The organism is Corynebacterium sp. ACRPS (assembly GCF_022346005.1).
Lineage (GTDB): Bacteria > Actinomycetota > Actinomycetes > Mycobacteriales > Mycobacteriaceae > Corynebacterium.
In genome coordinates this window covers 122,045-142,033 of the sequence record NZ_JAKRMY010000001.1, presented here as the reverse complement: position 1 = coordinate 142,033, position 19,989 = coordinate 122,045, and the positions used below count along the sequence as shown (strand labels likewise).

Below are 19,989 nucleotides of genomic sequence, written 5' to 3'. Positions count from 1 at the left end.
GCTAGGCCTCCTCGGTGGTGGTGCTGGTGACGACGTCTTGGAATAGCTCGGTAAGGTCTGGGACCTTGAGGCCGAAGGAGTGGACGGGGCCAGCGGCCATGGCAGCGCGCAAGATGGCTTGGTCATCGGTGCCGTCATCGGCTTCGAGCACTACGCCCTGGTCCGTTTCCTCTACTAGGTGGGTGCCCTCCGGATACCAACCGCGGGCAGGGGTTTCCACCGCATAGCGCGAGGCCCCTTGGGTGCGCAGCTCATCTACCGTGCCCTCTGCCACCATGCGGCCTTGCGTGACGATGCCCACGTGGTCGCACAGGCGCTGCACCAAGTCCAGTTGGTGGGAGGAAAAGATGACCGGCACCCCGCGGGCGGCGCGCTCGCGCAGCATGTCAGACATGACATTGACGGCGACGGGGTCCAAGCCGGAAAAGGGCTCATCCAGAATCAACATATCCGGATCGTGAATGAGGGACGCGGCCAGCTGCACGCGCTGCTGGTTGCCCAAGGATAAATCATCCAGCTTGTCGTCCTGGCGCTCACCCAGCCCCAACTGTTCCAGTAGCTCCGTGCCGGATTTCTGGGCGGCCTGCTTGCTCATGCCATGCAGGGTGCCCAGAAACGTCAGCTGGCTAAGCAGCGGTTCCTTGCCGTAGAGTCCACGCTCTTCGGGCATATAGCCAATGCGGCGGCGATTATCGTCATTAATGGGGGAGCCATCGAAATAAACCTCGCCGGAGTCTTTCGCGAGCACGCCCAGCGCGATGCGCATGGTGGTGGACTTGCCCGCGCCATTGGAACCGACGAAACCGAAGATCTCGCCCTCCTGCACGTTAAAGGTCATATCCTGCAGCGCGCGAACACTGCCAAAAGATTTATTGAGATGGTCGATTTCTAAGGTGGGCAAGGGGTCTCCTCCATGTCGCGCCTATACTGCATAACTGTCGTGGTTCTAAGTACCTTAGTATTTCATAAGCCTAATAGTTTGACAATGGAATCCATCGAAAGCCAGGTTGCATGGGTCAAGCCCCTGCTGAGTAGGTAGGAATAGAAAGTGCTATCTAGGTGCTGTAACGTTAAGAACATGCAGGAAGGGGGTGCACAATGAAGCAATTCACTGCCCGCCAAATCGCAGAATGGCTCGTAGCTTGGGCTGAAGAAACCGAAGAAGCCGAGCTGACACCACTGAAACTTCAAAAGCTCCTCTACTATGCAAAGGGGTTTTACATGCCAGCCTCCGGAGGGGTTCCTCTCTTCAATGAACGGATGGAAGCATGGGCCCACGGACCTGTCGTTGTAGACATCTACCACGAGCTTAAAAAGTACGGTAAGAGCCCCATCGACCCCGATACGTTTATTTCTGATGACTTCAACTGGGACGATTACCGGCCTGTGGAAGATACCTTGATTGAAGTATGGAATAAGTACGGGCCCTATTCCGCATGGGCTTTACGTAATAAAACCCACACGGAGTCGCCTTGGAAGAAAAACTTCGTTGAAGAAGAACGGGGGCTCGAGGTTTCTGATGCAGACCTCAAAGAGTACTTCGACTAGATATGGGAAAGAAAAGTAAGAGACGTAGCACTCGGCCTGCCTCAAAGAGCCAAAGTGGTGCCGATACAAGCGTCTTGAGTGCCATAAGAGCAGCATCAAACGAATACCCACTCCTGTCCACTAGGTTTTTGCAGAGCGGATGGGGGTTCGGGCAAATGACCGATAGAATGCGCAGAGAATTCCTCGACAAATGGCACAAACGGTCACTAATTTCTTGGACAGAGTTTGTTAATCACCACAGGCACGGCCTCGGCTCAGAATTTATCCCGAAAAAGGAAATCAAAGCTCAAATCCCTAGGCAGTTCCAAGAGCTAACCAAATTCCGCGTGTTCCGACACCAAGAAAACCTTCCATTCGTTGGCTGGAAAGACGGTGGAATTTTCTATGTTCTATGGATAGAGACTAAATATGGGGATCTTTACTCACATTAAAGCGGAGCCCGCGACTTTGACCTTGCTAGACCCAGCCCGTCTCACAATTTTCGTTCGGCGTTCGGGATGATTGGTCCTTCCTGAACCCTCGGTGGCTACATAATCCGAAAACGGGGCGCATAGTGAAACCCCTCGCTGGCAAAAGCGAGGGGCTAAAAATTTTGTGTCCCCGACAGGGATCGAACCTGCGACCTTCGGTACCGGAAACCGATGCTCTAATCCGCTGAGCTACGGAGACATCGCTGGGAAAATTCCCAACGATGTGATTCTAGCGCATCGGCAGCCGCGGAACTAAATCAGGCCCGGTGCGTCTGCGGTGGTTACCTCACCGGTGCGCAGATAGTGCACGCCAATCTCATCGACGGCCTTATTACCCAGCGCAAAGTGCCCGTGGCCGGGGCCGTGGACGGTGACGACGCGCGATTGCATGGGCTGGGAGAGTGCCTCGTGATACTGGTACGGGGTCTGCGGATCGCCCGTACCTTGGATTTGCAGCGGTTTGGTGGCAAGGTGCGAGCCATCGAGTGGAGCCCCGCCTGTAACGGGTCCGCGGCCGCCGCACCCGGCGCCAGATCCATACATGGAATTAACCAGGGAGAAAATATCGCCGGTGACAAAGTTGGACCATAGATAAGTGGGGAAGAGCCACGGGTTGCCGGCGACGGTGTTCTCGTTGCAGACGATGAGGTTTTGCATATTCATCATCTGGATAGTTTGCTGTTGCACCGCGCGGGCAAGCTCCGGGTCATCGACGACCTCGAGGGGCGTGCTGCCGTTTAAGTACTTGGCAAACTCATCCCAGTGCGCGGGCATAGGAACGACCTCGCGGGTCTTACCCAAGGTGATTGAGGCGCGCTGGTCCGCTTGTGGGTTAAGCGCCTTGTTGGCGAGGAATTCCGCCTGTACGCGCAGCTCACCCGTGGCGGTCATGATGTCCGCGCCCGGCTGGCCGGCGAACTCGAGCCCTGGGGGAAGGTCGCCGATTTTCGCATCCGGTGGCAATACGGTGGGACGGGCACCGGCTTCCATGGCGACTTTCTGCGACCACTTTTCATAGACCTGAAGTGGGGTAGTGCCTAAGTGATAGGTGGCGTCATTATCCGCAATGAACTGGAACAGATCGTGCAGCGCATTCTCATAACCCTGCTGCTGCGAGGCGAAGATGCCGTTCCACGCCAACTGGGGGCTCATGCCGGAATCGAGCAGCACCTTGCCGGTGTGCTGCGGATACTTGGTGGCGTAGGCGGAACCAAGGTAGGTGCCGTAGGAAACACCGGCGATGTCAATGACGTCCTCGCCCAGCGCTTGGCGCACCATCTCCCAGTCTTGGGCGGTATTGGCGGTGGTTAAAGAGTTGGTATAGCCAGGGGTATTCTGCTCGCAGGCGTCACGAGTAGCCTTGCCAATCTGGGTGGTGGCCTCGATGGGATTGAAGTTCGGGGTGGTAGCGCAGTCCACCGGGGTGGAACCGGGCAGGCCGCGCGGCTGGACGCCGATCAGATCCCACTCGTTGCGAATTTCCTCGGGCCATTCGACGGCATCGTTTCCAGCCCAAGAATAAGCGTCGCCGCCTGGGCCACCTGGGTTGGTAAAGAGCGCGCCGCGGCGCGCATCTGGTTGTGCCGCGGGCACGCGAACGAACCCGACGCTAATGGTGCCGGCCGCGGGGTTATCGTAGTAGGTAGGCACCTCTACCCGGCCGCACTCGGCGCCATTGAGGTTGACCTGTTCGGGGCAATCCTCCCAGGTGATGTCCGGCTCCGTCGCCGCGGCGGTGGGGGCTGCCACGCCCAGCGCGAGGGCGCTAGCGCACACTACGGTAGAGATTTTTCGAGAAAAAGAAAGCATAAGCTAAAGCTCCGACTCCTATAACGTTTGTCAGAGTTAGCTTATGCTTCTTTCAGGTTCGTGGCAGGAATTTCCACGTGACGGGTGCCCTAACTCGGCACCCTAGCCACGCTACTTCACAATAATCACGATCAGATCGCGCGGGCCGTGCACGCCTTCGACGCGCGAGAGCTCGATATCGGAGGTCGCGGAAGGGCCAGAAATCCACGTTGCGGGCTTGTCAGGGTTCATCCGGGAAATGACCTCGGGGATACCGTAGACAATCTCGTCGCGGCGGACGATACAGATGTGACGGTCCGGTACCAGCGTCAGGGCGCGGCGGCCGCAGCGGGAATCGGACTGCAACACAATGGTGCCGGTCTGTGCGGAGGACACGAGGGACTCGGTGACGACGGCATCGGCATCGTCAAGCTCGCGCGGATCCGCGTCTTCGTCGTCCGGGCGGGCAGGAAGGCCATCAAAAAAATCGGCATTCATGCCTGGGGCGTAGCGGATGTCGGTGCAGTTGCGGTCGTGGACGATGGTATCCAGCGTCTTTTTCAGATCGCGTTCCTCCGTGACGTGGACTTCTGCCTTGTAATCCTCGAGGCGATCGACCAGAATTTCGCGCAGTTCATCATCATTCAGCGTGCCTTCGCGCTGGTATTCGCGCGGCACATCGACGTGATCTGGGAGCCCAGCCTGTTTCTGCGCCGAACGAATGCGGTTTAGGATGTCTTGCTTTGCGCTCACTTGGTGGCCTCCTTACGGGCATTAGCCAGCAGCTCTTTGCCTTCATCGGAGTCGAACCATTGGCGGAAGGATTTCTTCGGCGGAATCGCGGTATCGCGGCCATCGGACCAACCGGACATAAATAGCGGCAGCGACTCGATGGTGCCGTTGAATCCGCCCATCACGCGGCCAAGTGCCACGAGGTGGGTGACCTTATCCCACATCTTCGGGTTGTCCCAGAGCAGCTGCACCGTCTTGAACAGCTTCGGCTCGATCGGCGAGGCAGCGTGGGTGACCTTCTGATGGCGGTTTTCCACGATGACATCAGAAAGCGGAATCTTCACCGGGCACACGTCATCGCAGCGCCCGCACAGCGAGCAAGCATACGGCAGGCTTGCTGATGGATCGTTGTGGTCCTTCATGCCGGTAAGCTGCGGAGTCAGCGAGATACCGATGGGGCCCGGGTACACGGAGCCATAGGCGTGTCCGCCGGCGCGCTCGTAGACTGGGCAGACATTGAGGCAGGCCGAGCAACGGATGCACTTTAGCGCCTGGTGACCAACGGGCGAAGACAGTGCTGCGGTGCGCCCATTATCCAGCAAGACGATGTGGAAGTTCTGCGGGCCATCGCCCTCCGTCACGCCGGACCACATGGAGGTATAGGGGTTCATGCGCTCCGCGGTGGAGGAACGAGGCAGCAGCTGCAGGAAGACTTCCAGGTCCTGGAAGGTAGGCACGAGCTTTTCGATGCCCATGACGGTAATCAGCGTTTCCGGCAACGTCACGCACATGCGGCCATTGCCCTCAGACTCGACAACGTTGACGGTGCCGGTTTCTGCCACACCAAAGTTGGCGCCGGAGATGGCGACCTTGGCCTTCATGAATTGCTGGCGCAGGAACTGGCGGGAAGCCTCGGCCAACTCGGCGGGCTCGGCCTTCAGCGAGTCGTCCGTATTGGGCATCTTATCGACGAAGATATCGCGAATTTCCGCGCGGTTTCGGTGAATTGCGGGCACCAGAATGTGCGATGGCATATCGTCACCAAGCTGGACGATGAGCTCTGCCAAGTCGGTTTCCTGGGCGTGGATTCCGGCGTCTTCGAGGTGCTCGTTCAAGCCGATTTCCTGGGTAGCCATGGACTTAACCTTGACTACGTCGGTTTCGCCCGTTTCGCGGATGAGACCTTCAATGATCTCGTTGGCTTCCTTGGCATCGCGTGCCCAGTGGACGATGCCGCCGCGGTTAGACACGGCCTTCTCAAATTGCTCGAGCAATTCCGGCATGCGGGCTGCGACGTCCTCTTTGAGGGCAGAGCCGGCGTTGCGGAGCAGCTCCCAGTCATCCACTTCCTGCACGGTGTTAGCGCGCTTTTGGCGGATGGTGGTGGTCGCGTGCTGCAGGTTATGACGCTGGGTAGCGTTATTCAGCCCGACGTGCGCGAGCGGGACGAAGGCCTTGCTGCCGCGCAGGTTGCCGTAGCCTTCAGGAGCGCGTGGTGGGGTGGTGTCGAGGAAAGAGGTCATTAGAGCATCGTCTCCTTGGAGTAAGCGGCGGAGTTTGGCTGCCACGGGTGTTCCTTCGTGGAGGCCAAAATCTCTGCCATGTGTAGGGCGCGAATGCCGGAGCGCTGGCGGTGGAGCGCGCCGCCGATATTCATCAGGCAGGACGAGTCACCAGCGGTAACGTACTCGGCTTGGGTGTCTTTAATGTGGCGGGTTTTATCGGAGACCATTGCCTGGGACACCTCTGCATTCTTCAGGGCAAACGTGCCGCCGAAGCCGCAGCACTCTTCGCTATTGGCTAGTGGTGCCAAGTCGATGCCCTCGACTTCTTGCAAAAGCTTGTAGGGGCGGTCTTCCAGCTTAAGGAAGCGCAGGCCGTGGCAGGCTGAGTGGTAGGTCACTCGGTGTGGGAAGAAAGCGCCGACGTTGGTCACGCCTTCAATATCGACCAAAAATTCCGTGAGATCGTAGGTCTTTCCCGCGGTCTTCTGCGCGCCATCGACATCGGCGGAAGTGCCGAAGCGGTCGGCAATGCTTTCGTGGCGGTCGCGAACTGCTGCAACGCAGGAACCGGAGGCGGCCACGACGTAGTCAATGGAAGGATCTGCGAAGGCATCCGCATAAGAGCGGATCATCCCCAGAGTTTCCTTTTGGTAGCCGGTGTTGATGTGCATCTGGCCGCAGCAGGTTTGCTCCTCCGGAAGGACAACTTCGTGACCTAACCGGGAGAGAACCAATGCCGTCGCCTTTTGGACGTCCGGGAAAAGGGTGTCACCAATGCAAGTAGAAAAAAGCGCAATGCGCATACGGTGCTCCTTATTAGTTTTTAAGTCATGGAGGTGTCATTAACACTACACATTCACTGCGTGGAATGTAGTGTGAATCACGTTCTACCAGCATATATTTTGTAATATATATCGCAATATAGGTTTGCCTAAGAGGTCTATTAAATGAGTGATCTCCGCCCGCGGAAATGTTAGCCAGTGCTTCTTTTCGCACGTGTCGGGGCAGTGAACTAGACTCTTGCCACATGACTCCAGCTGATTTGGCCACCTTAGTTAAAGAATCCGCCACCGAGGTCATGGCAGAACATGACCTAGACGCGTCCGTATTGCCGGAATCTGTCACGGTAGAGCGCCCCCGCAACCCAGAACACGGTGACTACGCCACCAACCTTGCACTGCAGGTGGCCAAGAAAGCCGGCGCGAATCCGCGCGAATTTGGTGGCTGGTTAGCGCAAAAATTAGCCCAGCACGATGCCATTGCGGAAGCCGATATTGCCGGGCCTGGATTTATTAATATCCGCTTAGCCGCCGCTGCCCAGGGTGAGATTGTCGCCCAGATTCTGCAGGCAGGCGCGGACTACGGTTCGAATGACTCCTTTGCAGGCAAGAAGATTAACCTGGAATTTGTGTCTGCCAACCCCACGGGCCCGATTCACCTGGGCGGGACGCGGTGGGCCGCCGTCGGCGATTCGCTAGGCAGGGTACTCACGGCTTCCGGTGCAGAAGTCACCCGCGAGTACTACTTCAATGATCACGGCGGCCAGATCGATCGCTTCTCGCGCTCCCTTGTTGCCGCAGCTAAAGGCGAGCCCACGCCGGAGGACGGCTACGGCGGAGATTATATTCGCGACATCGCAAACGCGGTTGTGGAAAAGAACCCCAACGCGCTCGAGGGCGATGCTGCGCAGGTGCAGGAGGCCTTCCGCGCCGATGGCGTAGAGATGATGTTTGCCCAGATTAAGCAGTCCCTGCATGAATTTGGCGTGGACTTTGATGTCTACTTCCACGAAAATTCACTGTTCGAATCTGGGGCGGTGGACAAGGCGCTTGAGACCCTGAAGTCTGAAGGTCACCTTTATGAGGCGGACAACGCGTGGTGGCTGAAATCGACCGACTATGGCGATTCTAAGGATCGCGTCGTGGTGAAATCGGACGGCAATGCCGCGTACATCGCCGGCGATATCGCCTATGTGGCCGATAAATTCGACCGTGGCCATGACCTCAATATCTATATGCTGGGCGCTGACCACCACGGTTATGTCCCGCGCTTGAAGGCGGCGGCAGCTGCCTTGGGCTATGACGCCGATGGCGTGGAGGTGCTCATTGGTCAGATGGTCAACCTGTTGCGCGATGGCAAGCCGGTGCGCATGTCCAAGCGCGCGGGCACTGTGATCACCATTGAGGATCTGGTCGCCGCCATCGGCGTCGATGCATCGCGGTATTCGCTGGTGCGATCTTCTGTGGATCAGTCGATCGATATCGATCTGGGCCTGTGGGAGTCGCAGTCCTCGGATAATCCGGTCTACTACGTGCAATACGGACACGCGCGGTTGTGCTCGATCGGGCGCAAGGCAGCGGAGCTGGGAGTTAGTTCCGAAGGTGCGGACCTGTCGCTGCTGGAGCATGAGCGCGAAGGCGACCTTATCCGCACCCTCGGCGAGTTTCCCGCCGTGGTGGCAGATGCCGCGGAACTGCGCGAGCCGCACCGAGTGGCGCGCTATGCCGAAGAGCTGGCGGGCGTGTTCCACCGTTTTTACGACACCTGCCAGGTCCTGCCCAAGGCGGGGGAGGAAGAGCAGCCCATTCACAGCGCACGCCTCGCATTGGCGGAAGCATCCCGCGTCGTCCTGTCCAATGCCTTGACCATGGTGGGCGTGAGCGCACCGGAGAAGATGTAAATGGCTGATTTCAACGAGCTACCCGCGCACGTGTGGCCGCGGAACGTGAGCCGCCAAGAGGACGGCGTCGTTACCGTGGCGGAAGTGCCCTTGCCGGATTTGGCAGAGGAATTCCAGACTCCGCTCTACGTCTTCGATGAGGACGACTTCCGCTCGCGGTGCCAAGATATGGCGCGTGCCTTCGGCGGGCCGGATCACGTGCACTATGCTTCCAAGGCGTTCATTTCCAAAAAGGTAGTGCAGTGGGTCAATGAAGAGGGCCTGTGCCTCGATGCTGCCGCGCTCAATGAATTAAAGATTGCGCTCGCCGCAGAGTTCCCAGCCGCGCGCATTACCGCGCACGGCAATAATAAGGACGAGGAATACCTGCGCCTGTGCGTGGATGCGGGCGTGGGCCACGTGGTCATCGATAATGAGCAGGAGCTCGAAGAGCTCAACCGTATCGCCGGTGAGGCGGGCGTGGTGCAGCCGGTGATGATTCGCGTCAAGCCGGGCGTGGACGCGCATACCCACGAGTTCGTGGCCACCTCGCACGAGGACCAGAAATTCGGTATTTCCCTGGCCACGGGTGCGGCTTTTGCTGCCGCGAAGCGCTGCCTCGAGGTGGATAACCTCCACTTGAGCGGACTGCACTGCCACGTGGGCTCCCAGGTCTTTAATGCTGAGGGCTTTAAGCTCGCCGCCGAGCGCGTGCTGGAGCTCTACCGCCAAATCCACACCGAGCTGGGCGTTGACCTTGCCGAGCTGGATTTGGGCGGCGGCTTTGGTATTCCATATATGCCCTATGAGGAAGCGCTGGATATTGACCGCGTGGCAAAGGACATGCTGCGAGCTGTGGACCAAACCGCGGAAGAACTCGACATTAAGGCGCCGTTCCTCCTCGTGGAGCCGGGTCGCTCCTTGGTGGCGGGTTCTGCCGTGACCGTCTACCGCGTGGGCACGGTCAAGGACGTGGAAACCGGCAAGGCCGATTTGCCGGTGCGCCGTTATATTTCCATCGACGGGGGAATGTCCGATAATATCCGCCCCGCGCTCTATGGTTCCGAATACGATGTGCGCCTGGTGAACCGCTTTAGCGATGGTGAGATGGTGCCCTCGCGCATCGTGGGCTTCCACTGCGAATCCGGCGATATCTTGCTAGAAGAAGGCGAATTGCCCAATGATATCCAGTCGGGGGACTTGCTCGCCTTCGCGGCCACCGGTGGGTATCAGTACATGATGTCGTCTCGGTATAACGGCGCGGTGCGCCCGGCTGTGGTGGCAACGCGCGTGGGAAATACCAAACCCATGCTGCGGCGCGAAACCATCGAGGACCTCTTGTCCTTGGAAGTGGATTAAGTCAGTACTACCCCCGTTAAGCAGGTGCCGCATTCGGCCCGTGCGGCGGGGGTTTTCTGTAGCTGAACGAATATTATCCCCCGCATGTCGCAATATAGACAGCTCGTTCTGTATAGTGTCCTGTAGCCGCGTAAAGCGGGGGACATTTTCCACCACTAAACCAACATGGAGACGGACTATGGATGCTTCAAACAGTGAGCTACAGCTACATTCGCGTACCGGCAAGGGCGAAGGCGAAACCGTTGGCATTGCACTGCTTGGATTCGGCACCGTGGGCGCGGAAGTCTTCCGCCTCTTAGATGAAAATGCGGATGCCTTTGCTCACCGCATCGGCGGGCCGGCAGAGATCCGCGGCATCGCAATCCAGAACAAGAACAAGCTGCGCCCGGGCGTGCCTAATGAGCTGCTGACTGATGATGCCAAGGCCCTGATCTCCCGCGATGATATCGACATGGTGGTGGAGGTTATCGGCGGTATCGATTTCCCGCGCGAGCTGGTTTTGACCGCGCTTAATTCCGGCAAGTCTGTGGTGACGGCTAATAAGGCGCTCGTTGCCGCGCATGCTGATGAATTGGCCGAGGCTGCGGAACGCTCCGGGGTTGACCTCTACTTTGAGGCCGCCGTGGCCGCCGCCATTCCGGTTGTGGGTATGCTGCGCCGCTCCCTGGCGGGCGACCAAATCGAGCGCATTTCCGGCATCGTCAACGGCACGACCAACTACATCCTGGATGCCATGGAGTCCACCGGCGCCACCTATGACGAAGCCCTGGCGGAAGCTACCCGCTTGGGCTATGCCGAGGCGGATCCCACCGCGGACGTGGAGGGCCACGACGCAGCATCGAAGGCCGCCATCATGGCCTCCATCGGCTTCCACACCCGCGTGAAGTTCGAGGACGTGCACTGCGAGGGCATTACCGATATCACTGCAGACGATATCGCCGCGGCAAACGATGCCGGCTATTCCATCAAGCTGCTGGCCATTTGTGAGCGCCTCCGCCGCGAGGATGGATCCGAAGTGGTCAACGCGCGCGTGCACCCGACCCTGGTGGCTAAGGATCACCCGCTGGCTTCTGTCAGTGAGTCCTATAACGCCATCTTCGTCGAGGCTGAAGCCGCCGGGTCGCTCATGTTCTACGGCAATGGTGCCGGCGGCAACCCTACTGCCTCGGCAGTGCTTGGCGATGTCGTCGGTGCCGCCCGCAATATCGTGCACGGCGGTCGCGCGCCTGGCGAGAATACCTACGCCAACCTGCCCATTGCAGACTTTGGCGAGGTCGATACCCGCTTCCACATCGATATGGAAGTCCAGGACCGCGCCGGCGTCTTGGAAGCCATTTCGGCGCTCTTCGCACAGCATGGGGTATCCCTGCGCACCGTGCGCCAAGAAGACGGCGAGGACACCGCGCGCCTTATCGTGGTCACCCACGCCGCCAAGGAAGCAACCCTGGAAAACATCGTCTCCGCCTTGGGCGAGCTCGATGAGGTCAAGGCCGTTCACTCGGTCATCCGCCTGGGCAGCTAAATCGGTTCGATATATTAGTCACCATGAGCATCGAAGTTGAAGTCGGCACCAAAGCGATAGTCACCGTCCCCGCCTCCACGGCGAATTTGGGACCGGGATATGACACCCTCGGCATGTCACTGAGCATGTACGACACCGCCGAGGTGGAGGTCATTCCCTCCGGCCTCGAGGTGGAGATTTTTGGCGAGGGGGCAGAAGAGCTCCCACGCGATGGATCGCACCTGATGGTCAAGGCCATCCGGTCCGCACTATCTGCCGCCGAAGCCACGGTGCCAGGGCTGCGCGTGGTATCGCATAATACGATTCCCCAATCGCGCGGCTTGGGCTCTTCTGCCTCCACGGCGGTCGCCGGCGTGGCCGCGGGCAATGCGTTGGCAGGCAGCCCGCTGATCCAAAAACAGCTGGTGCAATTGTCCTCGGCGTTTGAGGGACACCCGGATAATGCCGCGGCCTCGGTGCTGGGCAGCGCCGTGGTCTCGTGGACGACGGTGCCCGTCGATGGCCGCTCCTTGCCGGAATACAAGGCCGCTACCATCAACGTGCATCCCGATATCCGGGCGACCGCGTTGGTGCCGGATTCCCACGCCTCCACCCAGGCGGTGCGCCGCGTGCTGCCCTCGCACGTGACGCATTCCGATGCCGCCTTTAACGTCTCCCGCACCGCCGTCCAGGTAGCCGCATTGCAGAATTACCCGGAATTACTGTGGGAAGGCACCCGCGACCGCTTGCACCAGCCGTATCGCGCAGACGTGCTCCCCGTGACCGCGGAGTGGGTGAACCGCCTGCGCAACCGCGGGTACGCCGCCTATCTTTCTGGGGCGGGGCCGACGGTGATGGTGCTGCACACGGAGGACATCGACGAGAGCATTCTTGATGATGCCCGCGAGCAGGGCCTGCGCGTCTTCGATCTCAAGGTCGCGGGCCCAGTCCGCGTGGAAGTTACACAGGCTTAATCTCGATCTGGCAGACCTCGGGGCGCTGCATCGGGGTTAAGGCAATGTCCGTGTCCGTGCCGCTGGCTTCTTGCAAAAAGCCAGCGTGTATGGCGCAGACAAAGGGGCTCGGCGTGGTCCCGGAGGAGACGAACGGGCAGGCATTCAGCTCGATTTCGGAAGGATCCGCGCCCTGCGAAGGATCAAACCCCATATCGCGCAGGGTGGCAAAGAGGGTATCGAGCGCGCCGCTCTGGATATCCGCGCCCGTAGCGCGCGCCCATTGCCGCCCCAATTCCCGGGCCTGTGGGGAAGAGAAATCATCGAGCTCTTCCTTGCCCGCGAGCATGGAGGTCAGCACGCTAATGAGGCTGACGTATTCCTCTGCGATGGCACGGTTATCCGGCACGCGGGCCTGGTACACCAGGGAAGGGCGCCCGCGCCCAGAGCTGCGTTCTGGAACGGCGGTGATGGCGCCAACCTGAATGAGCTCATCGATGTGCCCGCGCGCGGTATTGACGTGCATGCCTAAATCTTTTGCTACCTCCGCTGCACGGGCTCCTCGCGAATAATGCTGCAGCTGCGTGAGCACCTCGCGCTGCTTAGGAGATAGCTTGAGCGCTTCTGGGAAAAGGTCGGAGCTGGGGCGTGGGAGCGAATTGGGCATGCGATTAACTTCGTATCTCTGGGTGCTGATGAGGGGCTTGATTAACAGAAATCTTATCTTTAGCCACGCTATAGGATACGGTATTTCCTGTATCAATGCCTAAAGCCGTCTGCCTACTGACCGGCACGGTAATGGTGTGTCCGCCCATATCCAGGCTCAGCCGGGCACCCGCCATGCTGGCCGCTTCCACCGCGATGACCTTGGTAGACCAGTGATTGACCCCGGTAGAGGCTTCAGAGGTAAGGTGCATGTCGCTTGGCTTAAACGTGACCACTACCTTATCGCCGGCGCGGAGATCGCTCGCGTCACCGGTGATGGTTGTGCTCCCGCAAGAGACGATGGTCTCGGTAGCGGTGGCGGCTTTGACGGTACCTTCTACGCGGTTGAGCCCGGCGATGGAAGCCACGAAGCCGGTGGGCGGGACATCGAGTAAATCCGCAGCCGAGCCGTGGGCGATGACGTTGCCGGAATTCATGACCACCATGTCATCGGCAAGCCCAGCAATATCCAGCGCATTATGGGTCACCAGCAGCGTGGTCCGGTCGCGGCGGGTGGCGCGCAGGAAGCGGCGCCACTTGCTGGCGGATTCCACGTCGATGGCCGCCAAGGGCTCATCTAGAATCAGGATGGCGGGCCGCGCGGCGAGCGCGCGGACGAAGGCGACTTGGGCGGCTTGGCCGCCGGAAAGGGCTGGCACGGGGACATCGTTAAGCTCACGCAAGCCCGCAGCCTCCAGCAACTGCGTGGCGCGCTGCTTATCGCGGGTGACCATCGCGATGGCTTGGTTGGCGGTAGCCTGCGGCGGCAGGCCGGGGCGCTGGGTCAGCAGGACGATGTCATCCTGGTTGGCGCTAATCTCCGCGCCGGTCAGACGCCCGGCGATGCGGCTCATCAGCGTGGTTTTGCCCGATCCATTGGAACCGACGATGGTGGTGATCGCGCGCGGAGTAAATTCAGTCGTCTCCCCATCCGCCGTGACGGATAGGGCAGGGGCATTATCCGGGGCGGTCAGGGCGCGGAGTTTCTCGTAGTCCATGCTGTGCAGCTCGCGGGCCTGCGCCTGATAGGAATGCTGGAGGAGCGAGGGCAGCCCGGCGAGGGCGAGGCAGACAATCGCCATCGCGATGAGGATGGCGGAGAGCACGTAGGCGCCATCGGTATCGACCTCGCGCTCCAAGTAAATGCCGAGCGGCATCGTGCGGGTCACGCCCGGCTGGGAGCCCGCGAAGGTCAGCGTGGTGCCGAACTCGCCGAGGGACCGGGCAAAGGCAAGGCCGGCGCCGGTGGCCAAGGCAGGGGCGATGGAGGGGATGGTGATTTTGCGCAGTACCTCCCAGCGGGAAAGGCCTATGCTGGCGGCAGAGGCCAAAATCTCCTGATCCAATTGGCGCAGGGCGGAATCGACCGCCACCACGACGAAGGGCAAGGCGACGAAGCACTGCGCGGCGATGACGCCCGGGAAAGCAAAAGCAAAATGGAAGTCGATGGCGTCAAGAAGCGGGGACAAATAGCCCCGGCGGCCAATGGCGGCGGTCAGCGCCAAACCGCCCACGACGGGTGGCATGGCCAGGGGCAAATAGATGAATAGGCGGATAACGCCGCTGCCCCGGCCAAGCTGTTGGACCCATAAGGCAAGACCGGTCCCCAGTACCATCGCCAGCAGCATTGATTGGAATGCCGCGGTGAAGGACAGCTTGAGCATGTCCCAAATTTCCGGTTTGGCGAGGTATTCGCCGATGCGGTCCCACGGTACGCGCAGACCCAGCGAGGCTACGGGAACGAGGATAACAACGACCGCGATGAGGCCGATAAGGCCGATAACGAGGGGAGACTGAAGGCGAATGGGCTGGGGAGGGGTCATTGATTAATCTGCTGGGTTAAAGCCGTACTCTTCCCAGGTCTTATCAAAGTCATCGGCCAACAGGTCGAGGACCTTTTGTGCCTCTTCTGGGTGCTCAGCCTCGGCGGAGACTGCGCCCAGGATCTGGTTGGCAAACTTATCAGCATCCGGGATCTCGATGACCTCTACATCATCGCCAGCGGCCGCGGCGTCGGTGGAGTAGACCCAGCCGGCATTGGCCTCACCGGAGACGACTTTGCCCAAAACGTCAGCGACCTGCTGCTCCTGGGAGGCGGGCTTTACGTCCAGGTCGTTTTCTTCGATGATCTGGGAAGAGATATCGCCGCAGGGAACCTGCGGGTCACAGATGACGAAGCGGTCTTCGTTCTGCAGATCCTCGATGGAGTGGATATTGCCCGGGTTGCCCTTCGGTACGACCATCACCATGACGTTGGTGGCAAGCACCTTCGGGTCCTTCACAGTTCCGTCATTGATTGCCTTGTCCATGGTCTTTTTGGACGCGGTAAGCAGCAGGTCCGCAGGAGCGCCCTCGCTCAGCTTATTGACCAAGTCAGAAGAGCCGCCATTTTGGAACTCGAGGTCAACCGGGGTGTCGAGCTCGGAAGCGCGCTTTTCTAGTTCGTCGTTGATGACGCGGGTGGATGATGCAGCCAAGAGGTTCAAGCTGGTCTGCTCTGCATCGGAGGTGGTGGAGGTATCGGGAGAGCAGGCGGAGAGCGCCAAGCCGGTCGCAGCAACGGCGGCTGCGGCAAATTTCTTATTCATAGTGAATGCTCCGTGTTATGTAGGCAACAGGGTATAAGAGATGGAGTTATCAGCACATAGCGTATCGACTTGCAAGGAAATACGTTACGAAATTCGCGTGAACTTGATGTGATAGTCGTTTTCTTCTTCCTTGAGGTACGACAGCTCAAATTTCTCCGCGCGCTCTTCTACTTCCTTGAGCAGCGGCAGCGGGTTGTGCGGGGCGATGAGGACCATGGCTTGGCCCACGTTCAGCGTACCCAAAGCGCCGTGGATGGCGCCGTGGCGCACGGCGTGGGGGATTTCGGTGGCGTTGAGCGTGGGGATGGAGTTCTGCTGGGAGGAATCGGTGATGGGAAGTTCCATGGCGAGGATCATCCTTTCGGAGGTGGGGCGAGGGTTTTACCTTGCCACCAATATTAGTACGATTAAAGCCGTGATAAATAATAGGCTCGCGCACCGCTTCTTCTTCCTTGCCTGCGCGGGGCTGTCCTTGCTGGTTGGGCTCGCCGCCGGGGCATCCCTGCTCGGCGTGGGATTTTCGTCGGCAGCCTCCGTCGCCGCCGATCACGGCCCGCTGATGGTCTTTGGCTTTGTCGGCGGCGCCATTGGGCTAGAGCGCGCCGTCGCCGTGCGCACGCGGTGGGCCTGGGCAGGACCCATCTTCCACGTAGCCGGTTTCGTGGGCATCGTGGCAGGCTTACCGCGGCAGGTCCCGGCCTTGTGCTTCGCCGCCGGCTTCATCGTGCTGGGGTTGATCTATGCCACCATCCACCGGCGCCAGCCGGCCCTGCCCATCATTGTGCAGGCCACCGGCGTCATCGGTGGGGTAGCAGCGGCACTGCTGTGGGCCATGGAGCCGGCCTTTTCTACGGCGATGCCGCTGTGCGTGCTCTACGTGGTAGCGACGATCATCGGCGAGCGCATGGAGCTTGCCCGCATCACCATGGCCGGCACCCAGGCGGAAAAGCGCATTACCCTGTGGGTTTTGGGGTTGGCGGCGCTCAGCGTGGTCTATATCCTTTCCCCGGCCGTGGGCTACCGCGCGATGGGTGCGGCGCTTATCGGCGTTGCGGTTTCTACCGTGCGCGTGGATGTGGCGAAGAACCTAGTGCGCTCGCGCGGGCTGCCGCGCTATTCCGCAGCCTGCATGCTCGCCGGGTATTTTTGGCTGGCCCTGGGCGGATATTTCTGGCTGCTTTATGGCGAAAGCTCGGGCTTTGCCTACGACGCCTCGGTGCACGCCATCTTTTTAGGCTTTGTCATGTCCATGATTTTTGCCCATGCCCCCATCATCATTACCTCCGTCATCCGCCGCCACTTGCCCTACCATCCGGTGCTTTTTCTCCCCGTAGCGGTCCTGCACGGCGGGCTGGCGCTGCGCATTCTTGCCGATGTCGCCCGCCACACCGTTGCCTACCAGGTAGGTGGCCTGACCACCATCGCCGCCGTCTTGGTATTCCTCGCCTGCGGCATTACGTTGACGGTGAAGGAGGCCCACCGTGCGCATTAATGACATCTCCCTGGCCGCCCGCAGCCGCTGGCATATCCTTACCGCCGCGCTTATCGGCGCGTGGGTACTCATCGGCATCGGCATCAACGTGGCGGGCCACCTGGGCGCCCCCGTGGTGTGGTGGGAACTCATCCACCCGCTGACCATTGGCGCGCTGACCACCGCCATCATCGTATTTTCCACCCATTTCACCGAGGCGCTCACCCGCACCGCCAATAATGGTTACCGCGGCGTGGGCGCGCGCGTGGCGCTCATCCAGGTGGGCCTCATCCTGCTCATGATCGATCGCGCGGGCTATGACTGGGGCCTGCTTGCCGATGCCGCCTCCCTCCTCATCATCGCCGCCCTTGCCTGGCAGCTCGTATTCACCTATACGCGTTTGCGCGGCTCGCTTTCCGGATCCTTTGCGGTGACGGTGCCGTTTTATGCGGCCGCATCCATCTTCATGATCGCCTCCGTGGTGCTCGTGATCTTAAGCGGCAATGGCGTGGGTAACTATTCCTTCCTAGTGGCAGCGCACTCGCGCGGCATGGTCTGGGGGTTTGCGTGGCTGACCATCGTGGGCACCATCGTGACGCTGCTTCCCACCTTGTCTAATACCGCGATTTCGCCCACCGCGCGGATGCGGTGCACACGCGGGCTCATCGTCCACTGCACCGGGCTAATACTGACCATGGTCTGTGGCGCGGTGGGGTGGACGCGCGCGGCGGGCATCGCCCAGCTGCTTGTCGTGCTAGCTGCAATTATGATCATCCAACCGGTACTGGCCACTGTGCTGGGGTGCAACCCCCGGCTCACCACAGCATCGGTATCCGTTATCGCAGGACTGCTGTGGATGGTGGCCCTGTGCGCCGGCGATGCCGTCGCCGCAGCGCTCGGCGCTTACCCGCGCGTCATCACGCTGTTTGTGGTTCCGGCCTTCATCGGCGGCGGCATTTTGCAGCTGGTCACCGGCGTCTTGCACCATCTCTTGCCCACGCTGGTGGGAGGCGGTCCTGCCAAGGTGCACCACGGCCGGGATACCGCGGACCGCGCCGGTTTTGCCCGACTCGTCCTCATCAACCTCGGCGCCCTGCTGAGCCTTGTCAACGCCCTTTCTGCTGGGCTTATCCTCATGGGGATAGGCTTAGCATTAAACGTGCTTGCCGTGGGACGCGCCGTCTACCAACAACAGAATCTGGAGAATTAAATGCTTAGTGTTTCTTCCCCACAGCCACAGGATAAGCCGCCGGAGTCCGGTAACTCCCAATGGGCCTCGTGGTTACTTATCGGTATCGCGCTGGCCGCGGTGATCGCGCTCGCCCTAGTCAATACCATCTCTAAGGACTCTCAACCGGCGGGCTCTGTTGCCGAAGGTGAAACCCACACCATTGACGTAGAAGTCGATGGTATGGCCTTCGTCCCCAACCACGTTGATATCGATCCCGGCACCCACTTGGTGGTTAACTTCACCAATACCGGGGACCAAGTCCACGATCTAAAGATTGGTGATGCCGAAACCGGCCGCGTCGATCCCGGCGATACCGTGCAGCTCGATGCCGGTGTCATCGAATCCAGCATCGAAGGCTACTGCACCATTGCCGGTCACCGCCTGCAAGGTATGACCTTTGACGTCAACGTGGACGATTCCGCGCCAAGCACCGGCGGGCACGATCACCACCACGCCGTGGCAGGGGCATCCAACCCGCACGTTGATGTTCCGAGCGCCGCCGAACTCGGTGCCTCCCGCGAAGGTTTTAGCGCCTATGACGCCTCCCTGGCGCCGGCGGCTAATACCACCACGCACGAAGAAACCTGGTCGATGACCGAGGAAATCGTTGAGGTAGCCCCAGGAGTTAAGCAGATGCAATGGCTTTTTAATGGCCAGGCGCCAGGGCCGACGCTGCGCGGCAAGGTGGGCGATAAGTTCAAGATCACCATCAAGAACGAGGGCAGCATGGCCCATTCCATCGACTTCCACGCCGGTGAGGTCAACCCGGATGAAAACATGAAGTCCATCCAGCCCGGGGAAGAACTAACCTACGAATTCACCGCGAATCGCTCCGGCATTTGGATGTATCACTGCTCAACCGCCCCGATGTCCCTGCACATCGCCAACGGCATGGCCGGTAACGTCATCATCGATCCACCAGATCTCAAGGACGTAGATGCCGAGTACAACTTCATCGCCAACGATGTATTCCTCGGTGAGGAAAAGACCGGCGCCGACGCCCAGCGCGTGGCCGATGGCGACTTCGACCTCATGGCCTTTAATTACTACCCCAGCCAGTACGACGTCGACCCCATCAAGGCCAAGGTGGGCGATACCGTCCGGTTGTGGATCCTGAACGTGGGCCCCGATCAGCCGCTTAGCTTCCACGTGGTGGGCGAGCAATTCGATACTGCCTATAAGGAAGGTGCTTACCTCATCAAGGACGAGGATAAGACCGGTTCGCAAGCCCTCGACCTGCTCCCCGCACAAGGCGGGTTCGTGGAGATGACCTTCAACGAGCCTGGAACGTATTCCTTTGTCAACCACATCATGACTAACGCGGAAAAGGGACAGCACGGCAAGTTCGTCGTCACCGAATAAAGCGGCCTTAGTTCCCCGCCCTTCGTTCCCGCGCACTTCGTTCCCCCGCCCTTGGCGCTCACCAGGGCACTGTAGAGAGATAGATCCACCTCTCCTCGTGAGCGCAAAGGGCGGGGG

17 protein-coding genes and 1 tRNA gene are annotated in these 19,989 nt (G+C 59.9%); 8 read left to right on the top strand and 10 right to left on the bottom strand.

Going from position 1 to position 19,989, the window contains the following annotated elements; genetic code table 11:
* Position 1: 1 nt before the first annotated feature.
* Entirely contained in the window at positions 2-901 is a 900-nt protein-coding gene (locus tag MHX65_RS00665; protein WP_239267808.1) for an ABC transporter ATP-binding protein, read from the bottom strand.
* A 197-nt stretch (positions 902-1,098) separates the two neighbouring features.
* Here MHX65_RS00665 and MHX65_RS00660 point away from each other — a divergent pair, with 197 nt between their 5' ends.
* Complete coding sequence (locus tag MHX65_RS00660) at positions 1,099-1,548, top strand: Panacea domain-containing protein (protein ID WP_239267806.1); 450 nt, start codon at positions 1,099-1,101, stop codon at positions 1,546-1,548.
* Positions 1,549-2,143: 595 nt separating this feature from the next.
* Here the strand turns inward: MHX65_RS00660 and MHX65_RS00655 are convergent.
* From MHX65_RS00655 to MHX65_RS00635, 5 genes are all read right to left on the bottom strand, one after another.
* Positions 2,144-2,217 (bottom strand) — tRNA-Arg (locus tag MHX65_RS00655).
* A gap of 53 nt (positions 2,218-2,270) precedes the next feature.
* Positions 2,271-3,827, bottom strand: a complete 1,557-nt coding sequence (locus MHX65_RS00650; RefSeq protein WP_239267804.1) for an alpha/beta fold hydrolase — start codon at positions 3,825-3,827, stop codon at positions 2,271-2,273.
* A 111-nt stretch (positions 3,828-3,938) separates the two neighbouring features.
* On the bottom strand, positions 3,939-4,559 hold the full coding sequence (locus MHX65_RS00645) for a LutC/YkgG family protein (RefSeq protein ID WP_239267802.1): 621 nt from the start codon (positions 4,557-4,559) through the stop codon (positions 3,939-3,941).
* Positions 4,556-6,061, bottom strand: a complete 1,506-nt coding sequence (locus MHX65_RS00640; protein WP_239267800.1) for a lactate utilization protein B — start codon at positions 6,059-6,061, stop codon at positions 4,556-4,558. The genes MHX65_RS00645 and MHX65_RS00640 overlap by 4 nt, the downstream gene beginning before the upstream one ends.
* Positions 6,061-6,846 carry a (Fe-S)-binding protein gene (locus tag MHX65_RS00635; RefSeq protein ID WP_239267798.1) on the bottom strand — a complete coding sequence of 262 codons (786 nt, stop codon included), beginning with the start codon at positions 6,844-6,846 and terminating at the stop codon, positions 6,061-6,063. Before MHX65_RS00635 ends, MHX65_RS00640 begins: the two co-directional genes overlap by 1 nt.
* A 224-nt stretch (positions 6,847-7,070) precedes the next feature.
* On the opposite strand from MHX65_RS00635, the gene argS reads away from it, so the two are divergent.
* The 4 genes from argS (at position 7,071) to thrB (ending at position 12,536) form a co-directional block, all read left to right on the top strand.
* Positions 7,071-8,723: an arginine--tRNA ligase gene (gene argS, locus MHX65_RS00630; RefSeq protein WP_239267796.1), complete on the top strand. Its 1,653-nt coding sequence runs from the start codon at positions 7,071-7,073 to the stop codon at positions 8,721-8,723.
* The gene (gene lysA, locus MHX65_RS00625) at positions 8,724-10,061 is read left to right on the top strand and encodes a diaminopimelate decarboxylase (RefSeq protein WP_239267794.1); all 1,338 of its coding nucleotides are present in this window, start codon (positions 8,724-8,726) and stop codon (positions 10,059-10,061) included.
* 178 nt (positions 10,062-10,239) lie between these two features.
* The gene (locus MHX65_RS00620) at positions 10,240-11,583 is read left to right on the top strand and encodes a homoserine dehydrogenase (RefSeq protein WP_239267792.1); all 1,344 of its coding nucleotides are present in this window, start codon (positions 10,240-10,242) and stop codon (positions 11,581-11,583) included.
* A gap of 23 nt (positions 11,584-11,606) precedes the next feature.
* Positions 11,607-12,536 carry a homoserine kinase gene (gene thrB, locus MHX65_RS00615; protein ID WP_239267790.1) on the top strand — a complete coding sequence of 310 codons (930 nt, stop codon included), beginning with the start codon at positions 11,607-11,609 and terminating at the stop codon, positions 12,534-12,536.
* On the opposite strand, the gene MHX65_RS00610 is transcribed toward thrB, so the two are convergent.
* The 4 genes from MHX65_RS00610 to MHX65_RS00595 form a co-directional block, all read right to left on the bottom strand.
* A complete protein-coding gene (locus MHX65_RS00610) occupies positions 12,523-13,182 on the bottom strand; it encodes a helix-turn-helix transcriptional regulator (RefSeq protein WP_239267788.1) in 660 nt (219 codons plus the stop codon). The two genes, thrB and MHX65_RS00610, sit on opposite strands and share 14 nt — an antisense overlap.
* Positions 13,183-13,186: 4 nt before the next feature.
* Positions 13,187-15,043 (bottom strand): ATP-binding cassette domain-containing protein, encoded by a 1,857-nt coding sequence (locus MHX65_RS00605; RefSeq protein WP_239267786.1) that lies wholly within the window; start codon positions 15,041-15,043, stop codon positions 13,187-13,189.
* 3 nt (positions 15,044-15,046) lie between these two features.
* The gene (gene modA / locus MHX65_RS00600) at positions 15,047-15,808 is read right to left on the bottom strand and encodes a molybdate ABC transporter substrate-binding protein (protein WP_239267784.1); all 762 of its coding nucleotides are present in this window, start codon (positions 15,806-15,808) and stop codon (positions 15,047-15,049) included.
* Between the two features lie 84 nt (positions 15,809-15,892).
* Positions 15,893-16,153: a DUF2249 domain-containing protein gene (locus MHX65_RS00595; RefSeq protein WP_239267782.1), complete on the bottom strand. Its 261-nt coding sequence runs from the start codon at positions 16,151-16,153 to the stop codon at positions 15,893-15,895.
* Positions 16,154-16,223: 70 nt separating this feature from the next.
* On the opposite strand from MHX65_RS00595, the gene MHX65_RS00590 reads away from it, so the two are divergent.
* From MHX65_RS00590 to MHX65_RS00580, 3 genes are read left to right on the top strand one after another with little or no spacing between them, the layout of a single operon-like run.
* The gene (locus MHX65_RS00590; RefSeq protein WP_239267780.1) at positions 16,224-17,300 is read left to right on the top strand and encodes a hypothetical protein; all 1,077 of its coding nucleotides are present in this window, start codon (positions 16,224-16,226) and stop codon (positions 17,298-17,300) included.
* Complete coding sequence (locus tag MHX65_RS00585) at positions 17,290-18,489, top strand: beta-carotene 15,15'-monooxygenase (protein ID WP_239267778.1); 1,200 nt, start codon at positions 17,290-17,292, stop codon at positions 18,487-18,489. Before MHX65_RS00590 ends, MHX65_RS00585 begins: the two co-directional genes overlap by 11 nt.
* Positions 18,490-19,872, top strand: a complete 1,383-nt coding sequence (locus MHX65_RS00580) for a multicopper oxidase domain-containing protein (RefSeq protein WP_239267776.1) — start codon at positions 18,490-18,492, stop codon at positions 19,870-19,872.
* Positions 19,873-19,989: the final 117 nt, after the last annotated feature.

Bases quoted from the DNA above. Each gene is read 5' to 3' on its own strand.
- MHX65_RS00660 (WP_239267806.1), top strand. From the start codon at position 1,099: ATGAAGCAATTCACTGCCCGCCAAATCGCAGAATGGCTCGTAGCTTGG.
- MHX65_RS00650 (WP_239267804.1), bottom strand. From the start codon at position 3,827: ATGCTTTCTTTTTCTCGAAAAATCTCTACCGTAGTGTGCGCTAGCGCC.
- MHX65_RS00640 (WP_239267800.1), bottom strand. From the start codon at position 6,061: ATGACCTCTTTCCTCGACACCACCCCACCACGCGCTCCTGAAGGCTAC.
- MHX65_RS00635 (WP_239267798.1), bottom strand. From the start codon at position 6,846: ATGCGCATTGCGCTTTTTTCTACTTGCATTGGTGACACCCTTTTCCCG.
- argS (WP_239267796.1), top strand. From the start codon at position 7,071: ATGACTCCAGCTGATTTGGCCACCTTAGTTAAAGAATCCGCCACCGAG.
- lysA (WP_239267794.1), top strand. From the start codon at position 8,724: ATGGCTGATTTCAACGAGCTACCCGCGCACGTGTGGCCGCGGAACGTG.
- MHX65_RS00620 (WP_239267792.1), top strand. From the start codon at position 10,240: ATGGATGCTTCAAACAGTGAGCTACAGCTACATTCGCGTACCGGCAAG.
- thrB (WP_239267790.1), top strand. From the start codon at position 11,607: ATGAGCATCGAAGTTGAAGTCGGCACCAAAGCGATAGTCACCGTCCCC.
- MHX65_RS00610 (WP_239267788.1), bottom strand. From the start codon at position 13,182: ATGCCCAATTCGCTCCCACGCCCCAGCTCCGACCTTTTCCCAGAAGCG.
- MHX65_RS00605 (WP_239267786.1), bottom strand. From the start codon at position 15,043: ATGACCCCTCCCCAGCCCATTCGCCTTCAGTCTCCCCTCGTTATCGGC.
- modA (WP_239267784.1), bottom strand. From the start codon at position 15,808: ATGAATAAGAAATTTGCCGCAGCCGCCGTTGCTGCGACCGGCTTGGCG.
- MHX65_RS00595 (WP_239267782.1), bottom strand. From the start codon at position 16,153: ATGGAACTTCCCATCACCGATTCCTCCCAGCAGAACTCCATCCCCACG.
- MHX65_RS00580 (WP_239267776.1), top strand. From the start codon at position 18,490: ATGCTTAGTGTTTCTTCCCCACAGCCACAGGATAAGCCGCCGGAGTCC.